General features: G+C 42.0%; 14 protein-coding genes. 11 read left to right on the forward strand and 3 right to left on the reverse strand.

The genetic code is table 11. From position 1 onward, the window contains the following. Positions 1-20: 20 nt before the first annotated feature. Positions 21-2,228: a YCF48-related protein gene (locus tag B5Y40_RS18380; protein ID WP_159453733.1), complete on the forward strand. Its 2,208-nt coding sequence runs from the start codon at positions 21-23 to the stop codon at positions 2,226-2,228. 9 nt (positions 2,229-2,237) lie between these two features. Here the strand turns inward: B5Y40_RS18380 and ispE are convergent, their stop codons facing one another. Beyond that, a complete protein-coding gene (gene ispE, locus B5Y40_RS18385; protein ID WP_079688252.1) occupies positions 2,238-3,047 on the reverse strand; it encodes a 4-(cytidine 5'-diphospho)-2-C-methyl-D-erythritol kinase in 810 nt (269 codons plus the stop codon). A gap of 66 nt (positions 3,048-3,113) precedes the next feature. After that, a complete protein-coding gene (locus B5Y40_RS18390; protein ID WP_079688253.1) occupies positions 3,114-3,926 on the reverse strand; it encodes an enoyl-ACP reductase FabI in 813 nt (270 codons plus the stop codon). A gap of 204 nt (positions 3,927-4,130) precedes the next feature. Here B5Y40_RS18390 and B5Y40_RS18395 point away from each other — a divergent pair, with 204 nt between their 5' ends. Further along, the gene (locus tag B5Y40_RS18395) at positions 4,131-4,868 is read left to right on the forward strand and encodes a hypothetical protein (protein WP_143785810.1); all 738 of its coding nucleotides are present in this window, start codon (positions 4,131-4,133) and stop codon (positions 4,866-4,868) included. A gap of 30 nt (positions 4,869-4,898) precedes the next feature. Here B5Y40_RS18395 and B5Y40_RS18400 read toward each other — a convergent pair whose 3' ends face one another. Continuing rightward, positions 4,899-7,055, reverse strand: a complete 2,157-nt coding sequence (locus B5Y40_RS18400) for an ATP-binding protein (RefSeq protein WP_079688255.1) — start codon at positions 7,053-7,055, stop codon at positions 4,899-4,901. 54 nt (positions 7,056-7,109) lie between these two features. Here B5Y40_RS18400 and murI point away from each other — a divergent pair, with 54 nt between their 5' ends. The 9 genes from murI to B5Y40_RS18445 all read left to right on the forward strand — a co-directional run bounded on the left by murI (position 7,110) and on the right by B5Y40_RS18445 (position 17,878). Beyond that, complete coding sequence (gene murI, locus B5Y40_RS18405; RefSeq protein WP_079688488.1) at positions 7,110-7,919, forward strand: glutamate racemase; 810 nt, start codon at positions 7,110-7,112, stop codon at positions 7,917-7,919. Between the two features lie 96 nt (positions 7,920-8,015). After that, entirely contained in the window at positions 8,016-9,080 is a 1,065-nt protein-coding gene (locus B5Y40_RS18410) for a complex I subunit 1/NuoH family protein (protein ID WP_245840622.1), read from the forward strand. A gap of 5 nt (positions 9,081-9,085) precedes the next feature. Then, the gene (locus B5Y40_RS18415; protein ID WP_159453734.1) at positions 9,086-11,104 is read left to right on the forward strand and encodes an ATP-binding protein; all 2,019 of its coding nucleotides are present in this window, start codon (positions 9,086-9,088) and stop codon (positions 11,102-11,104) included. Between the two features lie 143 nt (positions 11,105-11,247). Continuing rightward, positions 11,248-11,943 carry a 4Fe-4S binding protein gene (locus B5Y40_RS18420; RefSeq protein WP_079688258.1) on the forward strand — a complete coding sequence of 232 codons (696 nt, stop codon included), beginning with the start codon at positions 11,248-11,250 and terminating at the stop codon, positions 11,941-11,943. Next, positions 11,940-12,452 carry an NADH-quinone oxidoreductase subunit J family protein gene (locus B5Y40_RS18425; RefSeq protein ID WP_079688259.1) on the forward strand — a complete coding sequence of 171 codons (513 nt, stop codon included), beginning with the start codon at positions 11,940-11,942 and terminating at the stop codon, positions 12,450-12,452. The genes B5Y40_RS18420 and B5Y40_RS18425 overlap by 4 nt, the downstream gene beginning before the upstream one ends. Continuing rightward, positions 12,452-12,760, forward strand: a complete 309-nt coding sequence (gene nuoK / locus B5Y40_RS18430; protein ID WP_079688260.1) for an NADH-quinone oxidoreductase subunit NuoK — start codon at positions 12,452-12,454, stop codon at positions 12,758-12,760. The genes B5Y40_RS18425 and nuoK overlap by 1 nt, the downstream gene beginning before the upstream one ends. Beyond that, entirely contained in the window at positions 12,761-14,707 is a 1,947-nt protein-coding gene (locus tag B5Y40_RS18435) for an NADH-quinone oxidoreductase subunit 5 family protein (RefSeq protein WP_079688261.1), read from the forward strand. Between the two features lie 41 nt (positions 14,708-14,748). Continuing rightward, the gene (locus tag B5Y40_RS18440; RefSeq protein ID WP_079688262.1) at positions 14,749-16,362 is read left to right on the forward strand and encodes a complex I subunit 4 family protein; all 1,614 of its coding nucleotides are present in this window, start codon (positions 14,749-14,751) and stop codon (positions 16,360-16,362) included. A gap of 4 nt (positions 16,363-16,366) precedes the next feature. After that, the gene (locus tag B5Y40_RS18445) at positions 16,367-17,878 is read left to right on the forward strand and encodes an NADH-quinone oxidoreductase subunit N (protein ID WP_079688263.1); all 1,512 of its coding nucleotides are present in this window, start codon (positions 16,367-16,369) and stop codon (positions 17,876-17,878) included. The last annotated feature ends 61 nt before the right edge of the window (positions 17,879-17,939 follow it).

The following is a 17,939-nucleotide window of genomic DNA, read 5'->3' on the forward strand; positions in this document are numbered from 1 at the left end:
ACTATAACCCCCTCTCTGCTATGAAAAGATTTTTTCTGTTGTGGTATGGTATTGCCTTGTTTTGTCCGGTATATGCACAATGGCAGGCAGTACATCCTAAAACACCTTTCCATCAGCTTTTTACAAAAGCGTTCGTATCAGCCGATCATTCGGAATTTTATGCAATAGGCAACAGTGTCGGTATTTCAAAAGATCAGGGCGCTACATGGCAACGCGAAGTGCAGAATAGCTTACCGGTACATATCACTACCGACATGCGTTTCCTCGATATCTTTTTCTCAAGCGATAATGTGGGTTACTTCCTATATCAGAATCGTGTATACAAAACGGTTGACCGCGGCAAAAGCTGGACGAAGGTGCTGGAGGTAGAACAGTCTCACCCACACTATATGGCGAGTGCTTTTTTCGATGCACTATATTTCACCGATGATGATCACGGATATGTTGTAGGCGAATTCGAGAAAATATTCAAAACAAATGATGGCGGTGCCACCTGGCAGACTATACGCAGAACAAACACAACGGCTCCCTATACCAGTTATACAGATGTACAGTTCCTGGATGAGAATATAGGTTTCATTTCAGGGTATACTGTGGATAATATCACCATGAATTTTGGGTTTACGGAATTTGTGATGAAGACTACAGATGGTGGTGTACATTGGCAGGAGGCGGAGGTTCCTACAGACCTTGAAAATCGTGAGGTAAAAATCCAGTTCATCAACAGCGATATCGGGTTTGCGCATGTTACACGATCTCAATATGGCGATGATCTTTTTATGACAACCAATGGAGGTAAGTCATGGAATAAAAATTCGTTGGACAGTTTACGAGACATCCATGCAGTATATTTTGTGGACGAGCGAACAGGTTTTATGTATGGCAAAGATTTCAACTATACCATGAAATTATTCCGTACGGAAGATGGGGGAGAGCATTGGCAACGCATTGCCTTACCAGTCTTTAGCGGACAGGATGAAAAAGTAATTATGGATATTAAGTTTTCAGATGCTGATCATGGTATAGCAGTAGGCTCCGGTGGAAATATAGTGAAGACACATGATGGGGGAAGAACATGGCAGGTGAGTAATCAAGGATATCCTTTCTTCTATGCTTTTGATTTTGTCGATGATAAAAAAGGGTATGCTACATCCGGTAGAGGATTTTTCAAAACGAATGATGGTGGTAATACTTGGGTATATGCAGATCGTTCGGATTCACTGGTGATTCTGGATATGGATTTTAAAAATGAGAACGATGGTATTTTTTATGGATTCAAGAATAACTATTTCCACGTAAGTGACGGTGGACAAAAAATTGATTCGATAAAATTGCCAGTGTTCTTTATGTCATTGTCGGAAGCGATTGTTGAAGGTGATTCATTGTTTATCAGTGGAGCAACGATCGTTCCGGGAGGAAATATACTCTTAAAGTCGGGAGATCGCGGAAAACATTGGCAAGTATTGCCGCTGCAGGAGAGTGATGAATTTATAGTAGACATGAGTCGCGTGAATAGTACTTTTTATGTAGGCACAACGCAATCCATTCTTCACTCTACCAATGGTAAAGCATGGGAGCATGTAAATACTTTTTCATTTGGATACCTGGAATGCATGACGTTTGCAAATGCAGAGGTTGGTTTCGCCAGTGTCAATTCAGAGGTGATGCGTACACATGATGGTGGGAAGACGTGGTACGAGGTGGGTATATTTCCCGCGAATGCAATAATTCAAAAGTTCCTGGTAGTGAATACCAAGGTTGTATTTGCGTATGGTGCGAAACTGATACAAGGTGCGTACTACGGCGCCATCTGGAAGTCGGTAGACTTCGGGTTGAATTGGACAGAAGAAACATTACCTGTAGTAGTAGATGAAGCTATAAGTGATATGAGTATAGTAGATAATATAGTGTTTGCTATAGGTGGATATGGGCGAGTATTGCGAACAGAACTTACAGAAGTAATCACAGGTTTTGAGGAGACTGATAAAGCAGTATTAAAAGTTTTCCCCGTGCCTTCATCAGGCCAGGTGAGTTTTGAACTTCAGAAGGATGAAGTAGTGGAGCACGTACAAGCATTCGATCTGCAAGGCAATGAATTGCAGATATTCATACAACGGGATGAATCGCTGTATCACGTTGATCTGGCAGCGTATATACCAGGACTCTATATTCTTCGCGTAACAACAAACAAAGAATGTTACCGACAAAAGATCATGAAAGTGGAGTGAGGAGGTATGTTATGGAAGCAAGCCCGACCATGAAGTATATTCTGAAGGTATATTCAGCGTTATCTCTTTCTCGAAGATGCCAAATACGGAAGCTCCGGAACCACTCATGCTGGCATATATAGCTCCGTGGTTGTATAGGTATTCTTTTACGGAAGCTATAACTGGGTATTTATGAAAAACGGATTCTTCAAAATTATTCTTTAAAGAATTCTTCCATCCGGAAAGCTCTTGTCTTTCCAGTATATGTTGAAGTTCTGTTTCAGGCTGACGTGGTGATATACCAGCATACGCTTCCGCAGTGGATACATGCACGTTCGGTTTTATCAGTACCATGAACTTCCCTCTGAGGGATAGCGGGAACTCTTTCAAAATCTCTCCACGGCCGGTTCCCATCATAGGTTTATCCTGAATGAAAAAAGCGCAGTCGCTTCCAAGCTTCGCAGCATAGTTCATCATCGTATCAACCGTAAGGTTTAGCTTGAAGACTATATTCAGTAATCGAATGGTATGTGCAGCATCGGAAGAGCCTCCACCTAAACCTGCACCGGTCGGTATAATTTTATGCAGGTGTATATTTACCGGGGCAAGATCAAAATCGCTCTTTAAAAGTTTATAGGCTTTGAGACAAAGATTATCTTCTGCATTGCCTGGGATGGCGATGCCACTGCTGGTAAATGAAAGTGAATCGGAAGGTATAACTTCAAGTATGTCGGTCCAGGGAACAGGGTAGAAGCACGTCTCAAGATCATGAAAACCATCGGCTCGTTTTCGGATGATATGAAGGCCGAGGTTTATTTTACAAGGAGGGAAAGATACCATGAAGCTGCGTGTTACGAGTTATACGCTGCAGACTATATATAGTCTGCAGCACAAACCCGGAGCTTATTATTTTGTAAGACGTTGAATCAGATCTTCAGTGATACCCGTAGAGGAGAACCCGCCATCGTGCATCAAGTTTTGCATGGTTACCATGCGTGTGAAATCAGAGAACATGGATACGATATAGCTTGCACAATCTTCTGAAGATGCATTGCCAAGAGGCGACATCATCTGTGCATAGTCAAAAAACACATCGAAGCCAGATATACCAGCGCCAGCTGTAGTTTTGGTAGGCGATTGTGAAATCGTGTTGACACGAACCTTCTTCAGTTTACCAAAGCGGTAGCCATAGCTGCGCGCGATTGATTCGAGAACCGCCTTAGCCTGCGCCATATCAGAGTAATCCGGATACGTGCGTTGTGCCGCGATATAGGTAAGTGCAAGGATAGAGCCCCACTCGTTCATGGAGTCAAGTTTCTCTGCAGTCTGCAATACTTTGTGAAAAGAAACACCCGAGATATCCAAAGTCTTCAGGAACCATTCATAGTTCATGTCACCATAAGGTCTGCCTTTCCGCACGTTCGGGCTCATACCAATGGAGTGCAAAACGAAGTCAAGTTTTCCTCCCAAAATTTCTACAGACTTGCTGAAAAGGTTTGTTAAATCTTGTTCGGAAGTGGCATCAGCAGGGATTACTTCAGCGTTGCAAGCTGCTGCCAGCTCGTTAATTTTACCCATTCGCATAGCAATAGGTGCATTGGTCAAGGTAAATGATCCTCCCTCTTCCTTTACTTTCAATGCTGTTTTCCAGGCGATGGAGTTCTCGTCTAATGCTCCAAAGATGATACCGCGTTTTCCTTTCAATAAGTTGTTAGCCATAGCAGTTTTATAGTTCTAAAATGGTTTGTTAAAACACAATATTACAAAATTCTGGTTGTTGCCCGGAAGATCCTTTTTAACCCGTACGTTGTAACGATTATTTTATCTCGTAAACTCCTCGCGATGAAGGCAAAAGGCCTGCATTATTACTGGACAATTGGCTTAAAAAAGCATAACTTTAGTTACACCAAAATATATAAGTCTATGGAAACTAGATCTACTTTTTTCAGTACATGGGATCAGTATATGTATGCGGGCGCTGGGGTTTGTGTGACCCTGGCAGTATTGATTCTGCTCTATCACGAGCTAAGGGTTTTTATGGTGAAAGATTATAAAGACAGATACGATTATGTGAATCTGAATGAGATCAGGTACTTCTGGTATTCAGTTATGGCCTTTATTCTTGCCGGAACATTTTTCGCCAATACCATTGCCAGCAGAGCTATAGAAGCGAATAGCATGCGTTGGTTTTATGTTAGAACATTTATAGTGCTGGGTTTAACAGTCATTGCCTATTTTGTATTCTTCAGCCTTGTAAAAATTTATTATCCGAGGTATGTGGAGCGGAGACTTACCAAGCTTCGCGATACGCCCCGAGTATCGCCCTCCGGTAATGTTATGCGGAAGCTTACTCAATCGGAAGTACAGGAACATCATCTTGAGGTTACCACGAAAATCAATGACGTGCATTCTATTGATTATGATGTTTGGATCGATGATAAAACAGGGTTTAAGAAAATAGAAAAATACAACGCGTATCAACATGCGGAAGAGTGCTCGGAATGTGGATACTATACTATGAAAATTGATCAAGAGGAAGTAGAGCAACAGCCCACATTGTCAAACAACGGATTGTTGCTTAAACACTATAAATGTTCGTATTGCGGCCATCGCGAGCAACATGAAGTAGTGATTGCAAGACTTTCGGAAAATGTAGCGTGATCGTATATAGTAAAGAGGTGAGCGTTGTCTTTATTGAACGATGCGGAGCTTTATGGTAATGGTTGTGCCGATGCCATAATCACTGATCAGTTCAATCTCCCCCTTCAATTTTGTTACTGCCTTTTTCACAAGGTATAGGCCGAGCCCATTACCTTTTGATGCCTGTGATGCACGAAAGTATAGATCAAAAAGTTGCGACTGGTATTTTTCTTCCACCCCTATACCATTATCAGCAATGGAGATCTGGATAGAGTCGTTTGTTTTTGCAACGTTCACGTCTACAAAAGGTGTGGCTCCGGCTTGCGTTTTGCGAAAGAGGACAGAATTTTCAATCAGGTTACGGAATATAATCTGAAGCAGGGCCGCATTTGAAAGTATAACTATATCCTGCGAAGGACTGAAGTGACATACAATATTATACTTGGTGAAATCCGCTTTAAAGTACTTCAGGCTTTCCTCAATAACACGATGGAGATTCACCGGGCTGATCGGTAAATTAGCCTTGTTCAATTCGTACATCATCTGCATCTTGAACAACATACTGTCCATGCTACGCGCTGTATCTACAACCTTGTCAAACAATACTATAGATTGAGGATCATTGATCGCATAGCGCGCTACCTGGTCCAAGCCCAACAATGTTGTGATGGGCCTGCGCATGTCGTGTGATGAACGATATAGAAATGTGTCGAGTTCGTTATTGGTTACTTCGAGTTCATGCGTGCGCTCTTCTACCTTTTGTTCGAGTTGAGCATTGAGTAGCTGGATGTACTGATTGTTCTCCTGCAATTGCGTACTCTGCGTTTCGAGTTCTACATTTTTTGCTTCAATTTCATTGTGTTGAAGTTGTATGAGTTGCGCAATATTTTTTTGTCGCCTGTAATTATAGATCAGGTTTATCACCAGAATCACTAATAAGATCAATCCTACAAGCGTAGCGATAAATATAGTACGCTGGCTGCGGATGCGTTCCTGCTGTATCTCGTTGTTCTTGGTTAACAACTCGATCTCAGTTTGTTTCTGATCAAGATCATAACTCGCTTTTACCTTCGCAAGATTTAATGACTCCTGCTCCTGGTATAGCGAATCGCGAAGTTGAACATGATGCGCCAGCGCTTTATAGGCAGCAGGAAAATGGCCGGTAGCAGATTTTAGTTTAGAGTATGTATAGTAATAATTTGCCATCGCCTTGCGCCTGTTTACTTTATCGGCCTCCTGGGCAAATACAGCTTTTGCAGAATCAAGATATCGTGTAGCCATTTCGATATCATTTATAGAGAGATAAATCTGACACAACTCAGTAGCAGCCACACCTGCACTACCCCATACTTTAAATTTTTTACTCGTTCTGTAATCCGCTACTATACTCTTGATGGCCTCTTGTGTTTGTCCAAGATTTTTTAATACAACCGCTTTGTTTCCATTGATTAACCCGATCCAGAATTCATCGTTAATTTCTTTCGCCAGCGCTTCAGCTTTTTCATAATTGATAATGGCGATATCATATTGCTTTAGCTTATAGTTGGCCAGGGCAATCGTATTGTATATACTCATCTTCTGAAACTTGGTTTGATCAGTGATCTCACCCAGCATCATCTTGTCGTGATAACTCAATACACGATATCCTTCTTCTATACATTGTCTGTAATTGTGTGCGTCATAATTGATCATACAGCCCTGGTAGTGGCAGAGCACCACATAGTTGAACATGTTCAGATTCTCAAATAATTTTGCTGCGTCTAATATATGCTGAAGTCCTCCGGCACGTAGTTCTTGTTCGCTGAGGAATTGCCCCATGTTTAAATGAGCCAAAGCAGAAGCAAATGCATTGTCGGAATTGTCCTTTGCTACATTCAACGCTTCGCCATAATATCGCAGGGCCTCCTCTCTGTTACCAATGCGATCATAAATCTGCGCTATATTTCGGTAGGCGAGCACTTCCCCGACAGGCATCTTGTTATTCTTGACGGTTGACAAAGCCTGGAAAGCTAGATTCAACGCCCGACCTGTTGGTTCGTTGGCAAGTATTTTTTCCATCTTGTCAAAAATACCATCGAGTCTTTCCTGGGGAGTAGTGGGAATTACTTTCAACATGCTATCCACTTGCAAGGTGTCTTGCGCTATGGAGATGTTCATCACTAACGTTACGAACAAGAATAGAGCAATAAAGCCCAGATTTTTATGCATGGCTCGGATACAGGTGACGTTAAATTTAATAAAATTCGCATCGATTTACAGATAATGAAACTAGACAAACAGCAACCTATCGGAGTATTTGACAGCGGAATCGGTGGACTTACCGTGGCGCATGCCATAAAGAAACTATTGCCACAGGAAAGTATGATTTATTTTGGCGATACGGTGCACTTGCCGTATGGCGATAAATCGGAGGCCGCTATACAGGCTTATTCGGTAAAAATTGCAGATATACTTGTGAAAAAAGGATGCAAGGTGATCGTGATCGCTTGTAACTCAGCATCATCCGCTGCTTATGAGTTGCTGAAGGAATATGTACGTAAAGACATCCGGATTATAAATGTCATCGATCCGATGGTTGATCTGGTGCAGAAACAATTTCCTGCGCGGCAAGTAGGTCTCATCGGAACAAAGCGAACTGTGCAATCAGGTGTTTATACCCGTAAGCTAGCAGAAGGGAAAACCGATATTACAGTGCATTCCTTGGCGACACCCTTGCTTGCTCCCATGATTGAAGAAGGATTTTTTAATAACCAGATCAGTCATGAAATAATTAATACCTATTTATCGGACCCTGTTCTTCAGAACATTGAAGCGTTGATCCTGGCATGTACTCACTATCCGTTAATTAAAAAAGAGATCAGTAATTTTTTTGAGGATAAGCTCGCTATACTTGATTCTTCAGAAGTTGTAGCCCTCGCATTGAAAGATCATCTTGAAAAAGAAAATCTTCTCAACGACCAGTCTACTCCTTATTATCATTTCCTCGTGTCAGATTATACCGAGTCGTTTGAAGCATCCGCAAGTTTGTTCTTTCATGAAACGGTACAGCTGGATAAACATCCGATGTTATGACTTGTCCATTCGTTTTTCATCTTGAAATAGATGAACCGTAATAATTTCGCATCTTAGCGGCTTGTTCATGCTATGGCCCTGACAACGTTGATTTTTATGCTCCCCTTTCTGCTGGTGTATACCATTTTCGCCATCTATGCAGAGCGTAAAATTTCGGCATTCATTCAAGACCGACTCGGTCCGATGGAGACCGGGCCATACGGTATTATTCAAAGTGTGGCAGACCTGCTCAAGCTTATTCAAAAAGAAGACATCGTTCCTGCGGAAGCCGATCGCTGGCTTTTCAAAGCCGCACCCGTTATAATTTTTGTATCGGTATTCACCGGATTTTGTGTTATACCGCTGGCGCCATCATGGACAGGCGCAGGAATTTCTTCCTCCGTATTCTTTTTGCTAGCCATCGTATCGCTTGATGTTGTCGGGATCATTATAGCCGGATGGAGTTCGAATAATAAATATAGTGTGTTGGGCACCATGCGCTCAGCAGCACAGATCATCTCCTATGAAGTGCCCTTGGGTTTATCCATTCTTTGTGTTTGTATGATTTGTCAAACCCTTGATCTCCAGGAGATGTCGTATCAGCAAGGGATTTATAGTGAGCAGCCACAGTATTTGTTCGGTATCAGATCATGGGGTATAGAGACAACTTCTATAGGGGGTTTTCTGGCTTGGAATATTTTCAGGATGCCTTTACTTTTTATTGTATGGATAATCTTTTTTATTGCATCATTGGCTGAAAGCAACCGTGCTCCTTTTGATTTGCCGGAAGCAGAATCAGAGCTAGTAGCAGGTTTTCAAACTGAATACTCCGGTTTTCGGTGGGCAGTTATCATGCTGGCGGAATATGGAATGATGCTTTTAGTCAGTATATTAGGGGCGGTGTTATTTTTTGGAAGCTGGAACACGCCACTGCCAAACATCGCTGCCCTTCGGTTAGCAGAATGGACAAGCGGAACACCGAATACGCTAACGTCAACTCTCTGGGGTATTTTTTGGCTTATAAGCAAAGCATTGCTTTTTGTCGCAATACAAATATGGGTGCGATGGACGTATCCTCGCCTCAGGGTTGATCAACTAATGAATTTGTCGTGGAAATATTTAACACCTATAGCATTAGTCCTGGTAATACTATGTGGACTTTGGAAAGTAATTTTTATCTGAAAAGCGTGAAAATAGTTTTTTCAACACTTCTGTTTTTGTTTGTTTTTGGTCATTCAACTTTATATGCACAAAGTGAAGTAGACAGTCTTGAGGCCTCTTTAAAAGAAGACCTTCCTGATACAACACGTATCCGTGTGCTGACGCGCCTTGTGGAGGAATATCAATTTTTGGATTTTGTTAAAAGCCAGAAGTATAGCGTTGAGGCATTGGAGCTTGCCGAAAAGACGGATGCCCCCGAGTATAAAGCAAAGGCCTATCTGGCGGCTTCCATTTTATATACCAGCACAGGTGATTTCAGTTCAGCACTGCAGTATGACAATCGTGCGCTCGAGTTGGATATAGCTACAAAGGACAGTACCAGCATTTCGCGTGATTACAATAATATAGGGCACGACTACTTCGACCTGGGCGAATATGACGATGCCTATTTTTATTTCACACAATCCTATCGCGTTGCAAGCATAATAAAAAATAAGTTACGAATGCTCATCTCGCTGCACAATGTAGGCCGCGTGTTTAAGGAGCTTGGACAATACGATCAGGCGCTCGATCATTTATACCTGTCGAAGAAAATGAGCGAAGAGACTCAGGATGTTGAAGGCATTGCCTACGCTCTTCATGAGATCGGTGATGTGATGCTTCGTAAAAATCAATACGATTCTGCTCTTACTTTTTTAATGGATGCCCTGTCCCGTGTGCGCACAATGGATATAGATGAGATTCATCCACAGGTATTGTCAAATATAGCATCGGTATATCTGAGCAAAGGCGATTATGCTAAAACACTCACGTATTATGATTCGGCCTATACACTCCATGTAAAGAATAATAATCGCTATGGAATGGCGGAAGTGGAATTAGGACGTGGTATCGTTTTTACAAAACAGAGAAAATATGACGAGGCGCTTAATAAAATAGAACAGTCGTTGTCTATAGCCCGCGAACTAAATGCACGTGTACTGGAGATCAGAAGTTTTTATCAACTCTCTGCACTTTGGGAAACCAAAGGAGACTATAAGAAATCACTGGAGTACTTCAAACAATATAAACTACTTGAAGACACACTGTTCAGTCAGGAGGTACAAGGAAAATTACTTCGCGATCAGATTCGCTTCGAGACAGAATCACGCGATACACAAATTGCGGCCCTCAGCAAGCTGCAGACTTCTCAACGAAGTGAATTAAGAAAACAGGAGTTTGTTCGAAATATACTCGTTGTGGTAATGGCACTGAGTGCTATTCTGTTGGTTACAGTGTATCGCAGTGGCCAGCGCAGACGCAAGATTAACACCTTGTTACTACAACATCAGGATGATATGGAGAAGCGGAGTGAAGAACTTGAGCGCCTCAACCAGGTAAAAGATAAATTCTTCTCTATAATTTCTCACGACTTACGCTCACCAATCAATGCGTTGGCCGGATTGCTTGACATCATTGATAAAGGTGCTCTTAAGCCCGAGGAGATGCACAAGCATACCAAGGAACTGAAAGTAAGATTTAACCATACGCGCACACTCCTCAACAACCTTCTTGATTGGACACTGCTTCAAATGGATAAATTAAATCTGCAGGCTGCGAAGATCAACCTCTTCAGGCTTGTAGAAGAAAATATACAGTTGCTTGGCTCTGTACAGGAAAAGAAAATAGAAATGATCAATGAGGTTCCTCCCAACGCCATTGGTTTTGCTGATTCAAACACGATCAACCTGGTGATCCGTAACCTGATGACCAACGCTATAAAATTCACGAATGATGGCGGACGCGTATTGATCGCTGCAAAGGAACAGGGTCGCGAATGGGTTGTATCCGTAAGCGACAACGGAGTGGGTATCAAGCCCGAAGTACTCAATATACTCTTCGATAAAACAGCGCCCTATACTACACGCGGTACTGCCAACGAGAAGGGTACTGGCCTGGGACTTATTCTTTGTAAAGAATTCGTTGAAAAGAATGGCGGCCGTATCTGGGTTGAAAGCGAGGAAGACAAAGGAAGTACCTTCCATTTCACACTGCCTAAGGCATAGTGGTTATTAGTATAGGTTAGGTTATCCGTTAATTGTTATCCGTACAGGCTAACGAATAACGGTTAACTGAAAACACGCATCGAACTTTAATCACATTATTACTTTTTAACATCTTTTTCCCTTCTATTTTTGTTACCTGAATAATGGAAGGAATCAGTACTACATATTTGGGTAAAATTGGAAATACAATCCAATCGCTGGCAGCAGGGCTGAAGATTACGTTCAGGCATGTGCTCAAAGCACGTAAAACCCGAAAGCCATTAATCGTTACTGACGCACAGTATTTTCAGTCGACAGAAGGAATCAACACCATTCAATATCCATACGAGATGCAGCCTGTGCCAGATACTGGCCGCTATCGTCTTCACAATGAAATTGATGATTGCATTGTATGTGATAAGTGCGCGAAGATATGCCCGGTGAATTGTATCACCATTGAGCCGATCAAGGCAGTGGAGGAGATTGGTAAAACATCCGATGGTACTTCGAAGCGTATCTATGCCGCGAAGTTTGATATCGACATGGGGAAGTGCTGCTTCTGCGGTTTGTGTACAACGGTATGCCCAACAGAATGTCTGACAATGACCAAGGTATATGACTTCAGTGTGTTCGACATGCGTGAACATAATTATGTATTCGCGGAAATGACCGAAGCTGAGATCGCTGAAAAGAAAAAAGTATACGAGGAGAATCAAAAGAATAAAGCAGCGGCGAAGTCAGTAACAGAACCTGTGGCTGCGGCAGAAGAGAAAAAGGATATAGACGAAGCGCCAAAAGCAGCGAAGCCAGTATTCAAACCGAAAATTAAACCTGCGGTGCCTCCGCCCTCCAGCGAATGAGCTTTGTAACCGTCATGTTTTATTTCTTCGAAGCGGTTGCTGCGCTGGCAGGCTTGAGTCTTGTTTTTGTACGCAATGTTTTTTACGGAGCATTGTTGTTAATCGTTTGCCTGTTATCAATTGCAGCTATATATATACTTGCCTTTGCTGAGTTTGTAGCCGTTACCCAAATACTGATTTATGCTGGCGGTGTGCTCGTAGTAATAATCTTCGGAGTTATGTTAACGGCAAAAATTTCGGGTAGACCACTCGTTGTAAAGCATTCAAACCTGTTTGGCGGTATACTCGCCTCAGGATCGTTACTGCTTCTGCTAAGTTATTTTATACTCGAACAGAATTTCCAGGCGCAGCAAAATGATATTGTTCCCAACAACCCTGCTATAAATTCCATTGGCTTCGGGTTGATGACAGACTTTGTTTTACCTTTTGAAGTAGCCGGTATTTTGTTACTCATAGCATTGATAGGCGCAGCAGTTATAGCTTCCACCATTAAATCCCAAAAGATATAATGTTTCCCATTCACCACTTTTTGTTGCTGGCAGCGTTCCTGTTTTGTGCCGGATTGTTGGTTATAATCGTGAAACGCAATGCTATCATGGTGTTGTTGGGTATAGAATTGATGTTGAATGCTTCCAATATAAACCTGGTAGCATTTAATCAACTTCACCCGATTCAACTCGGTGGACAAATGTTTGCACTCTTTGTCATCATTGTTGCTGTATGTGAAGCAGCTGTAGGGTTAGCCATTGTACTTCGCATATACCAATACTATCAAACTTCGGTTCCGGACGAAATATCAGAATTGAAAGATTCGTAAATGCCAGATCTGCCACCATACCATTCTTCTTTTTTTGAAACATGTCTGTTATTAACAGTACTGTTGCCTTTGGTATCGTTCATTGTATCTGGTCGTATTTCAGAAAAATATTCGTGGGCAGTAACGTTTATCGCGCCACTATTTCTGCTGGTGAGCGCATTGAGTGCCGGATATGTCTTTTATACTATATGGGGTGATCAACCCTATGCCGTTCAATGGAGCTGGTTTACAATCGGAGACACAACCCTTTCAGCAGGTATATATCTGAATAATATTTCCGCGTTGATGGTGCTGATCGTAACGCTCATCTCTTTCCTGGTGCATGTTTACTCCACCGGCTATATGGCAGGTGATGAAGGTATAATACGTTACTTCAGCATGCTGGGCTTTTTTACTTTCGCGATGCTGGGTATAGTTTTAGCAGATAGCTTGTTGCTGGTGTTTGTATTCTGGGAGATGGTGGGTTTTGCATCCTATATGCTCATCGGCCACTGGAAAGATAAACCCGAAGCAGCGGCAGCGGCAAGCAAAGCATTTCTCTTTAATCGAATTGGTGATGCGGGCTTCCTGATTGGCCTTATGTTGATCTGGACGAACACCGGCAAATTTGATCTCGCAGAGCTCGCTCAGGTACAAGGTATATATTCATGGCAGACAACGGCATCCCTATGCCTATTTTGTGGTGTGATGGGTAAGTCGGCACAATTCCCATTGCTTACATGGTTACCCGATGCTATGGAAGGACCAACGCCAGTATCAGCGTTGATCCATGCAGCAACCATGGTAGCAGCAGGTGTATTCTTGCTGGCTCGTGTTGATTTTCTTTTTACACCCATAGCGTTGGATGTGATAGCGATCGTAGGAATTATCACGGCATGCATGGCCGCACTATCAGCGTTGGTTCAATCGGATATTAAAAAAATACTTGCATACTCTACTATATCTCAATTGGGACTAATGATAACCGCTATTGGCGCGGGTTCATCATCAGCAGCGATGCTACATCTATTCACACACGCATTCTTCAAGGCATGTTTATTTCTGTGTGCCGGTATTGTTATACATGTTCTTCATCAGGCACAACAACAGGCGCATACACATTTCAATGTTCAGGACATTCGTAATCTTGGCGGACTGCGAAAAAAACTTCCGTTTACATTTATTGCATTTATACTGAGTGGCAGTGCCTTGGCAGGATTACCATTTTTTTCGGGCTTCCTCTCGAAGGATGCTATACTTACTGCCATCGCGGGCTGGAAGGGAAATGACTTTTCGTGGCGATGGATTGTATTTATAGCTGCATTTATAGTTTCATTCATTACTGTGATCTATACCTTTAGAATGATCTGGACCGTTTTTATGGGGGAAGAGAAGTCAACGGCATCATTACCGGTAGTGGAACCTCCGCTTGTTATGCGCGGGCCGGTAGCGCTGCTCGCTATAGCTTCCGTTTGGCTGATCGTTTCTGTAAACCCTTTTCATTATCACGGGTGGATCTTCAATGTCTTACATTCCGGTAAACACTTCGATCTCGGAATAATTTCATTTATATCTGCTCTATGGATTACACTTGCAGTAGCGACATCGTATTTCGTCTTTAGAAAGAAAACAATTTCCTCAGAATTGCTGCTCAATAATTTTTACCTGGATAAGTTGTATACATCCGCCATTGGTAAACCATCCCTTAGACTTGCATCGATGGCATCATTTGTAGATAAGAAATGTATCGATGGATTTATACATGTAGCCGCCTATGCACAGGTAACAACAGCACATTTTATTGGATGGTTCGATCGTGCTATTGTGGATGGCACTGTAAATGGAATCGCCAGTTTATCGAGAGTGGCTGGCAATATGACGCGCTCCTTCCAGGGAGGGAAAATCCAGCTTTATATATTGTGGGCAATTCTGGCAATTATAATTTTTCTAATTTGGACACTATTTTAGGAAGCTGAAAAGCCCGAACCGAAAAGCAGAAAGAGAAAATAATGCATCACTACCTGATATCACTTTTAATTTTTACGCCTCTTCTTGTAGCCGTTGTCGGGTTGTTCATTCCGGCCAAAGCAGAAAAGTATTTTCGATTGAGTACACTCGGTGTGAATTTGTTTCAGCTTGCTGTATTAGTAATGATGTTGATGCGCTATGCAACGGAAGCAGGCGTTCAATTCGTAGAGAAGAAAAGCTGGATCACGTTAAGCCTGGGTTCATGGGGAATGCTGAAAGCTGAATACTTTGTCGGTATTGATGGCCTGGGCATGCCTATGGTGGCGCTCTCTGTTTTTGTGTTGTTGATAGCGACTATATCATCCTGGACGATCGATAAAAATGTAAAGGGATATTTTATATTATTACTGATCCTGAATGCTGCGATCATTGGAAGCTTTACCGCGCTTGATTTTTTGTTGTTCTATCTCTTCTTCGAGTTTATGCTGTTGCCAATGTTCTTCCTCATCGCTATATGGGGTGGTGCGCGAAGAGAGTATGCCTCAATCAAATTCTTTCTATATACATTACTCGGTTCAATTTTTATTTTGATCGTCATGATTGCGCTATATATCAGCGTTCATGATTCTTCATCCTCGGGACAACTGGTGCATAGTTTCAATCTGTTGAACATGACCGACCCTACAAACTTTATTTCAAATTCAGTTCTGGATCCTAACAATCCTTGGAAGATAGGTCCACTCGATGCACGCCTATGGGCATTTCTGCTTTTGTTTTTTGGCTTTGCGATCAAGTTGCCAATGGTACCTCTACACACCTGGTTGCCCGATGCTCACGTGGAGGCGCCTACACCAGTGTCTGTAATCCTCGCAGCGTTGTTGTTGAAGATTGGTGGATATGGCCTTGTGCGTATAGCCTTCCCGATATTTCCGGAAGCTGCCATGCACTTTAGTATGTTCATCGGAGTAATGGGCGTGATCTCCATTATATATGGAGGACTGAACGCCATGGCAAGCAAGGATCTGAAACGTCTCATTGCGTATTCATCCGTTTCGCATATGGGTTTTGTTTTATTAGGACTTGCATCAATCACTCCTGAAGGTGTAGCAGGTTCTATATACCAGATGTTTAGTCATGGATTAGTTTCCGCCTTACTGTTCCTGATAGCAGGAGTATTATATGACCGCACGCACGATCGCACAATCGGAAATTATTCGGGGCTATCCATCAAAATGAAATCGTATACAGCCATTGTGTTGGTTGGTTTTTTTGCTTCCATGGGTTTACCCGGATTTTCAGGATTCATTGCCGAGATCATGGTTTTTCTAGGTGCTTTCAAATCCAATAGCGTAAATGGTTTGTTGCATGAAAGCCTCGCCATCATCGCTACTCTCGGATTGATTTTAGGTGCAGCCTATTATTTGTGGACTTTGCAGCGAATGTTCTTTGGTCCATACGATCTGAAGGGAAATATCGCTCACAGTTCGATCTACGATTTGAACAAGCGCGAATACCTCATGTTGATACCACTGGCTATAGCAGCATTGTTCTTCGGTATATTTCCCCAACCACTGATTAACTTCATCGATCCGTTTGCGCGGAATTTTTCAGAGTTCGTATTGAGCACAGGGAAGAGTTTAACATTAAATCCATAGTTGCGTGGGGAACGATTTACGATCGACACTGGATCACATTTTCGAAAGCCTTTTGGTGCTGGGCCCCGAAGTAATTCTCTCTATAGGTATATTACTGGTTATTATTGTTGGTCTTGTAAAGAAGGAGCATGCTATACCAACGTTGCTCTCGCTTCTTATTTTCTCCTTCTCTTTTCTTTTTATTATAGCCGATTGGAAAGCGCTCACAGAACCTATATCTCTTTTTCAGGGGATGCTTCGCCAGGATACTTTCTCCCTCTACCTGAGAGGTCTCACAGATATAGCGGGTATACTTACTGTATTGATGAGCTGGCGCAATCAAGGGGCGCAACGAAATTTATCAGAATACTATGCGTTAATTATAGCGGCTGTACTTGGTACACATTTACTGGTGATGAGTACAAATCTGCTAATGGTATTTTTATCACTTGAACTGATCTCCATAAGTTCATATGTGCTCACTGGTTTTCTGTTTGATAAAAAAGGCGCTGAAGGGAGTTTAAAATATTTTTTATTCGGTTCTGTTGCTTCCGCGGTGATGCTATATGGTTTATCTATGTTCTACGGCTTTACCGGAACACTTGATTTTACATCGGAAGTTTTTTTTACAAAACTATATCCCAACCAAACACCATTGTTTTTCATAGCCGGTCTGATGACCGTCAGTGGATTTTTATACAAGATCGCAGCAGCACCACTTCATCCCTGGGCACCCGATGTATATGAGGCAGCTCCCATGCCAATCATTGCATTTTTTTCAGTCGTACCCAAACTTGCAGGCATTGGTGTGCTCACCAGATTTATTATGGCGATAAATTTGGGAGGGTCTGCTTCTTACGATTGGCAATTTGTTTTAGGCATCGTTGCTATCCTTTCGCTTACCGTTGGAAATTTTTCTGCCTTGATGCAAAAAAATCCAAAGCGACTGATGGCGTATTCGTCTATCGCGCAAGCGGGATTTCTATTAATAGGCGTCATTGCATTTTTACCACAGGGTATACAATTCATGCTTTTTTATGCAACGGTTTATGTAGTGATGAATTTTCTTGTTTTCATTTATCTGCAATACTTTGAAAAAAATGGATTTGTATCGATTGCAGAATATAGTGGTATAGGAAAAACATTTTTGTGGCCGTCAATTTTTTTATTGATAGCGCTCATTTCCCTTACAGGACTTCCTCCTACGGCAGGATTCACAGCTAAATTATTTATATTCTCTTCGTTATGGGAAGCATATCAGCTAACCGGAAAAAATATTTTAGTGTGGTTATTAATATTTGGATTGCTAAATACAGTGGTTTCGCTGTTTTATTATTTGCGCATCCCATACTATGCATTTATAAAAAATCGCGAATCGGAATTAAAAACAAATATTCTTGCATTCGAAAATCTTTTTGGTTTCGTATTGGTTTTACTCATACTTCTGTTCTTCTTCAGCCCCGGGCTGTTGATGGGATGGATTAATAAAATTACCTTTGTATTTGTTATCCGTTATCCGTTATCCGTTATCGGTTAAACGTAATCCACTGAAGCTTTTTCTGCGGATAACGATTAACGATATCAGGTGATGATTTTGG

It is taken from the genome of Ohtaekwangia koreensis (assembly GCF_900167975.1).
Taxonomy (GTDB): domain Bacteria; phylum Bacteroidota; class Bacteroidia; order Cytophagales; family Cyclobacteriaceae; genus Ohtaekwangia; species Ohtaekwangia koreensis.

Excerpts from the sequence above, each read along its gene's own strand:
- B5Y40_RS18410 (WP_245840622.1), top strand. The coding sequence starts at position 8,016 with ATGCTCCCCTTTCTGCTGGTGTATACCATTTTCGCCATCTATGCAGAG.
- ispE (WP_079688252.1), bottom strand. The coding sequence starts at position 3,047 with ATGGTATCTTTCCCTCCTTGTAAAATAAACCTCGGCCTTCATATCATC.
- B5Y40_RS18390 (WP_079688253.1), bottom strand. The coding sequence starts at position 3,926 with ATGGCTAACAACTTATTGAAAGGAAAACGCGGTATCATCTTTGGAGCA.
- B5Y40_RS18420 (WP_079688258.1), top strand. The coding sequence starts at position 11,248 with ATGGAAGGAATCAGTACTACATATTTGGGTAAAATTGGAAATACAATC.
- B5Y40_RS18400 (WP_079688255.1), bottom strand. The coding sequence starts at position 7,055 with ATGCATAAAAATCTGGGCTTTATTGCTCTATTCTTGTTCGTAACGTTA.
- B5Y40_RS18435 (WP_079688261.1), top strand. The coding sequence starts at position 12,761 with ATGCCAGATCTGCCACCATACCATTCTTCTTTTTTTGAAACATGTCTG.
- nuoK (WP_079688260.1), top strand. The coding sequence starts at position 12,452 with ATGTTTCCCATTCACCACTTTTTGTTGCTGGCAGCGTTCCTGTTTTGT.
- B5Y40_RS18395 (WP_143785810.1), top strand. The coding sequence starts at position 4,131 with ATGGAAACTAGATCTACTTTTTTCAGTACATGGGATCAGTATATGTAT.
- B5Y40_RS18380 (WP_159453733.1), top strand. The coding sequence starts at position 21 with ATGAAAAGATTTTTTCTGTTGTGGTATGGTATTGCCTTGTTTTGTCCG.
- murI (WP_079688488.1), top strand. The coding sequence starts at position 7,110 with ATGAAACTAGACAAACAGCAACCTATCGGAGTATTTGACAGCGGAATC.
- B5Y40_RS18440 (WP_079688262.1), top strand. The coding sequence starts at position 14,749 with ATGCATCACTACCTGATATCACTTTTAATTTTTACGCCTCTTCTTGTA.
- B5Y40_RS18425 (WP_079688259.1), top strand. The coding sequence starts at position 11,940 with ATGAGCTTTGTAACCGTCATGTTTTATTTCTTCGAAGCGGTTGCTGCG.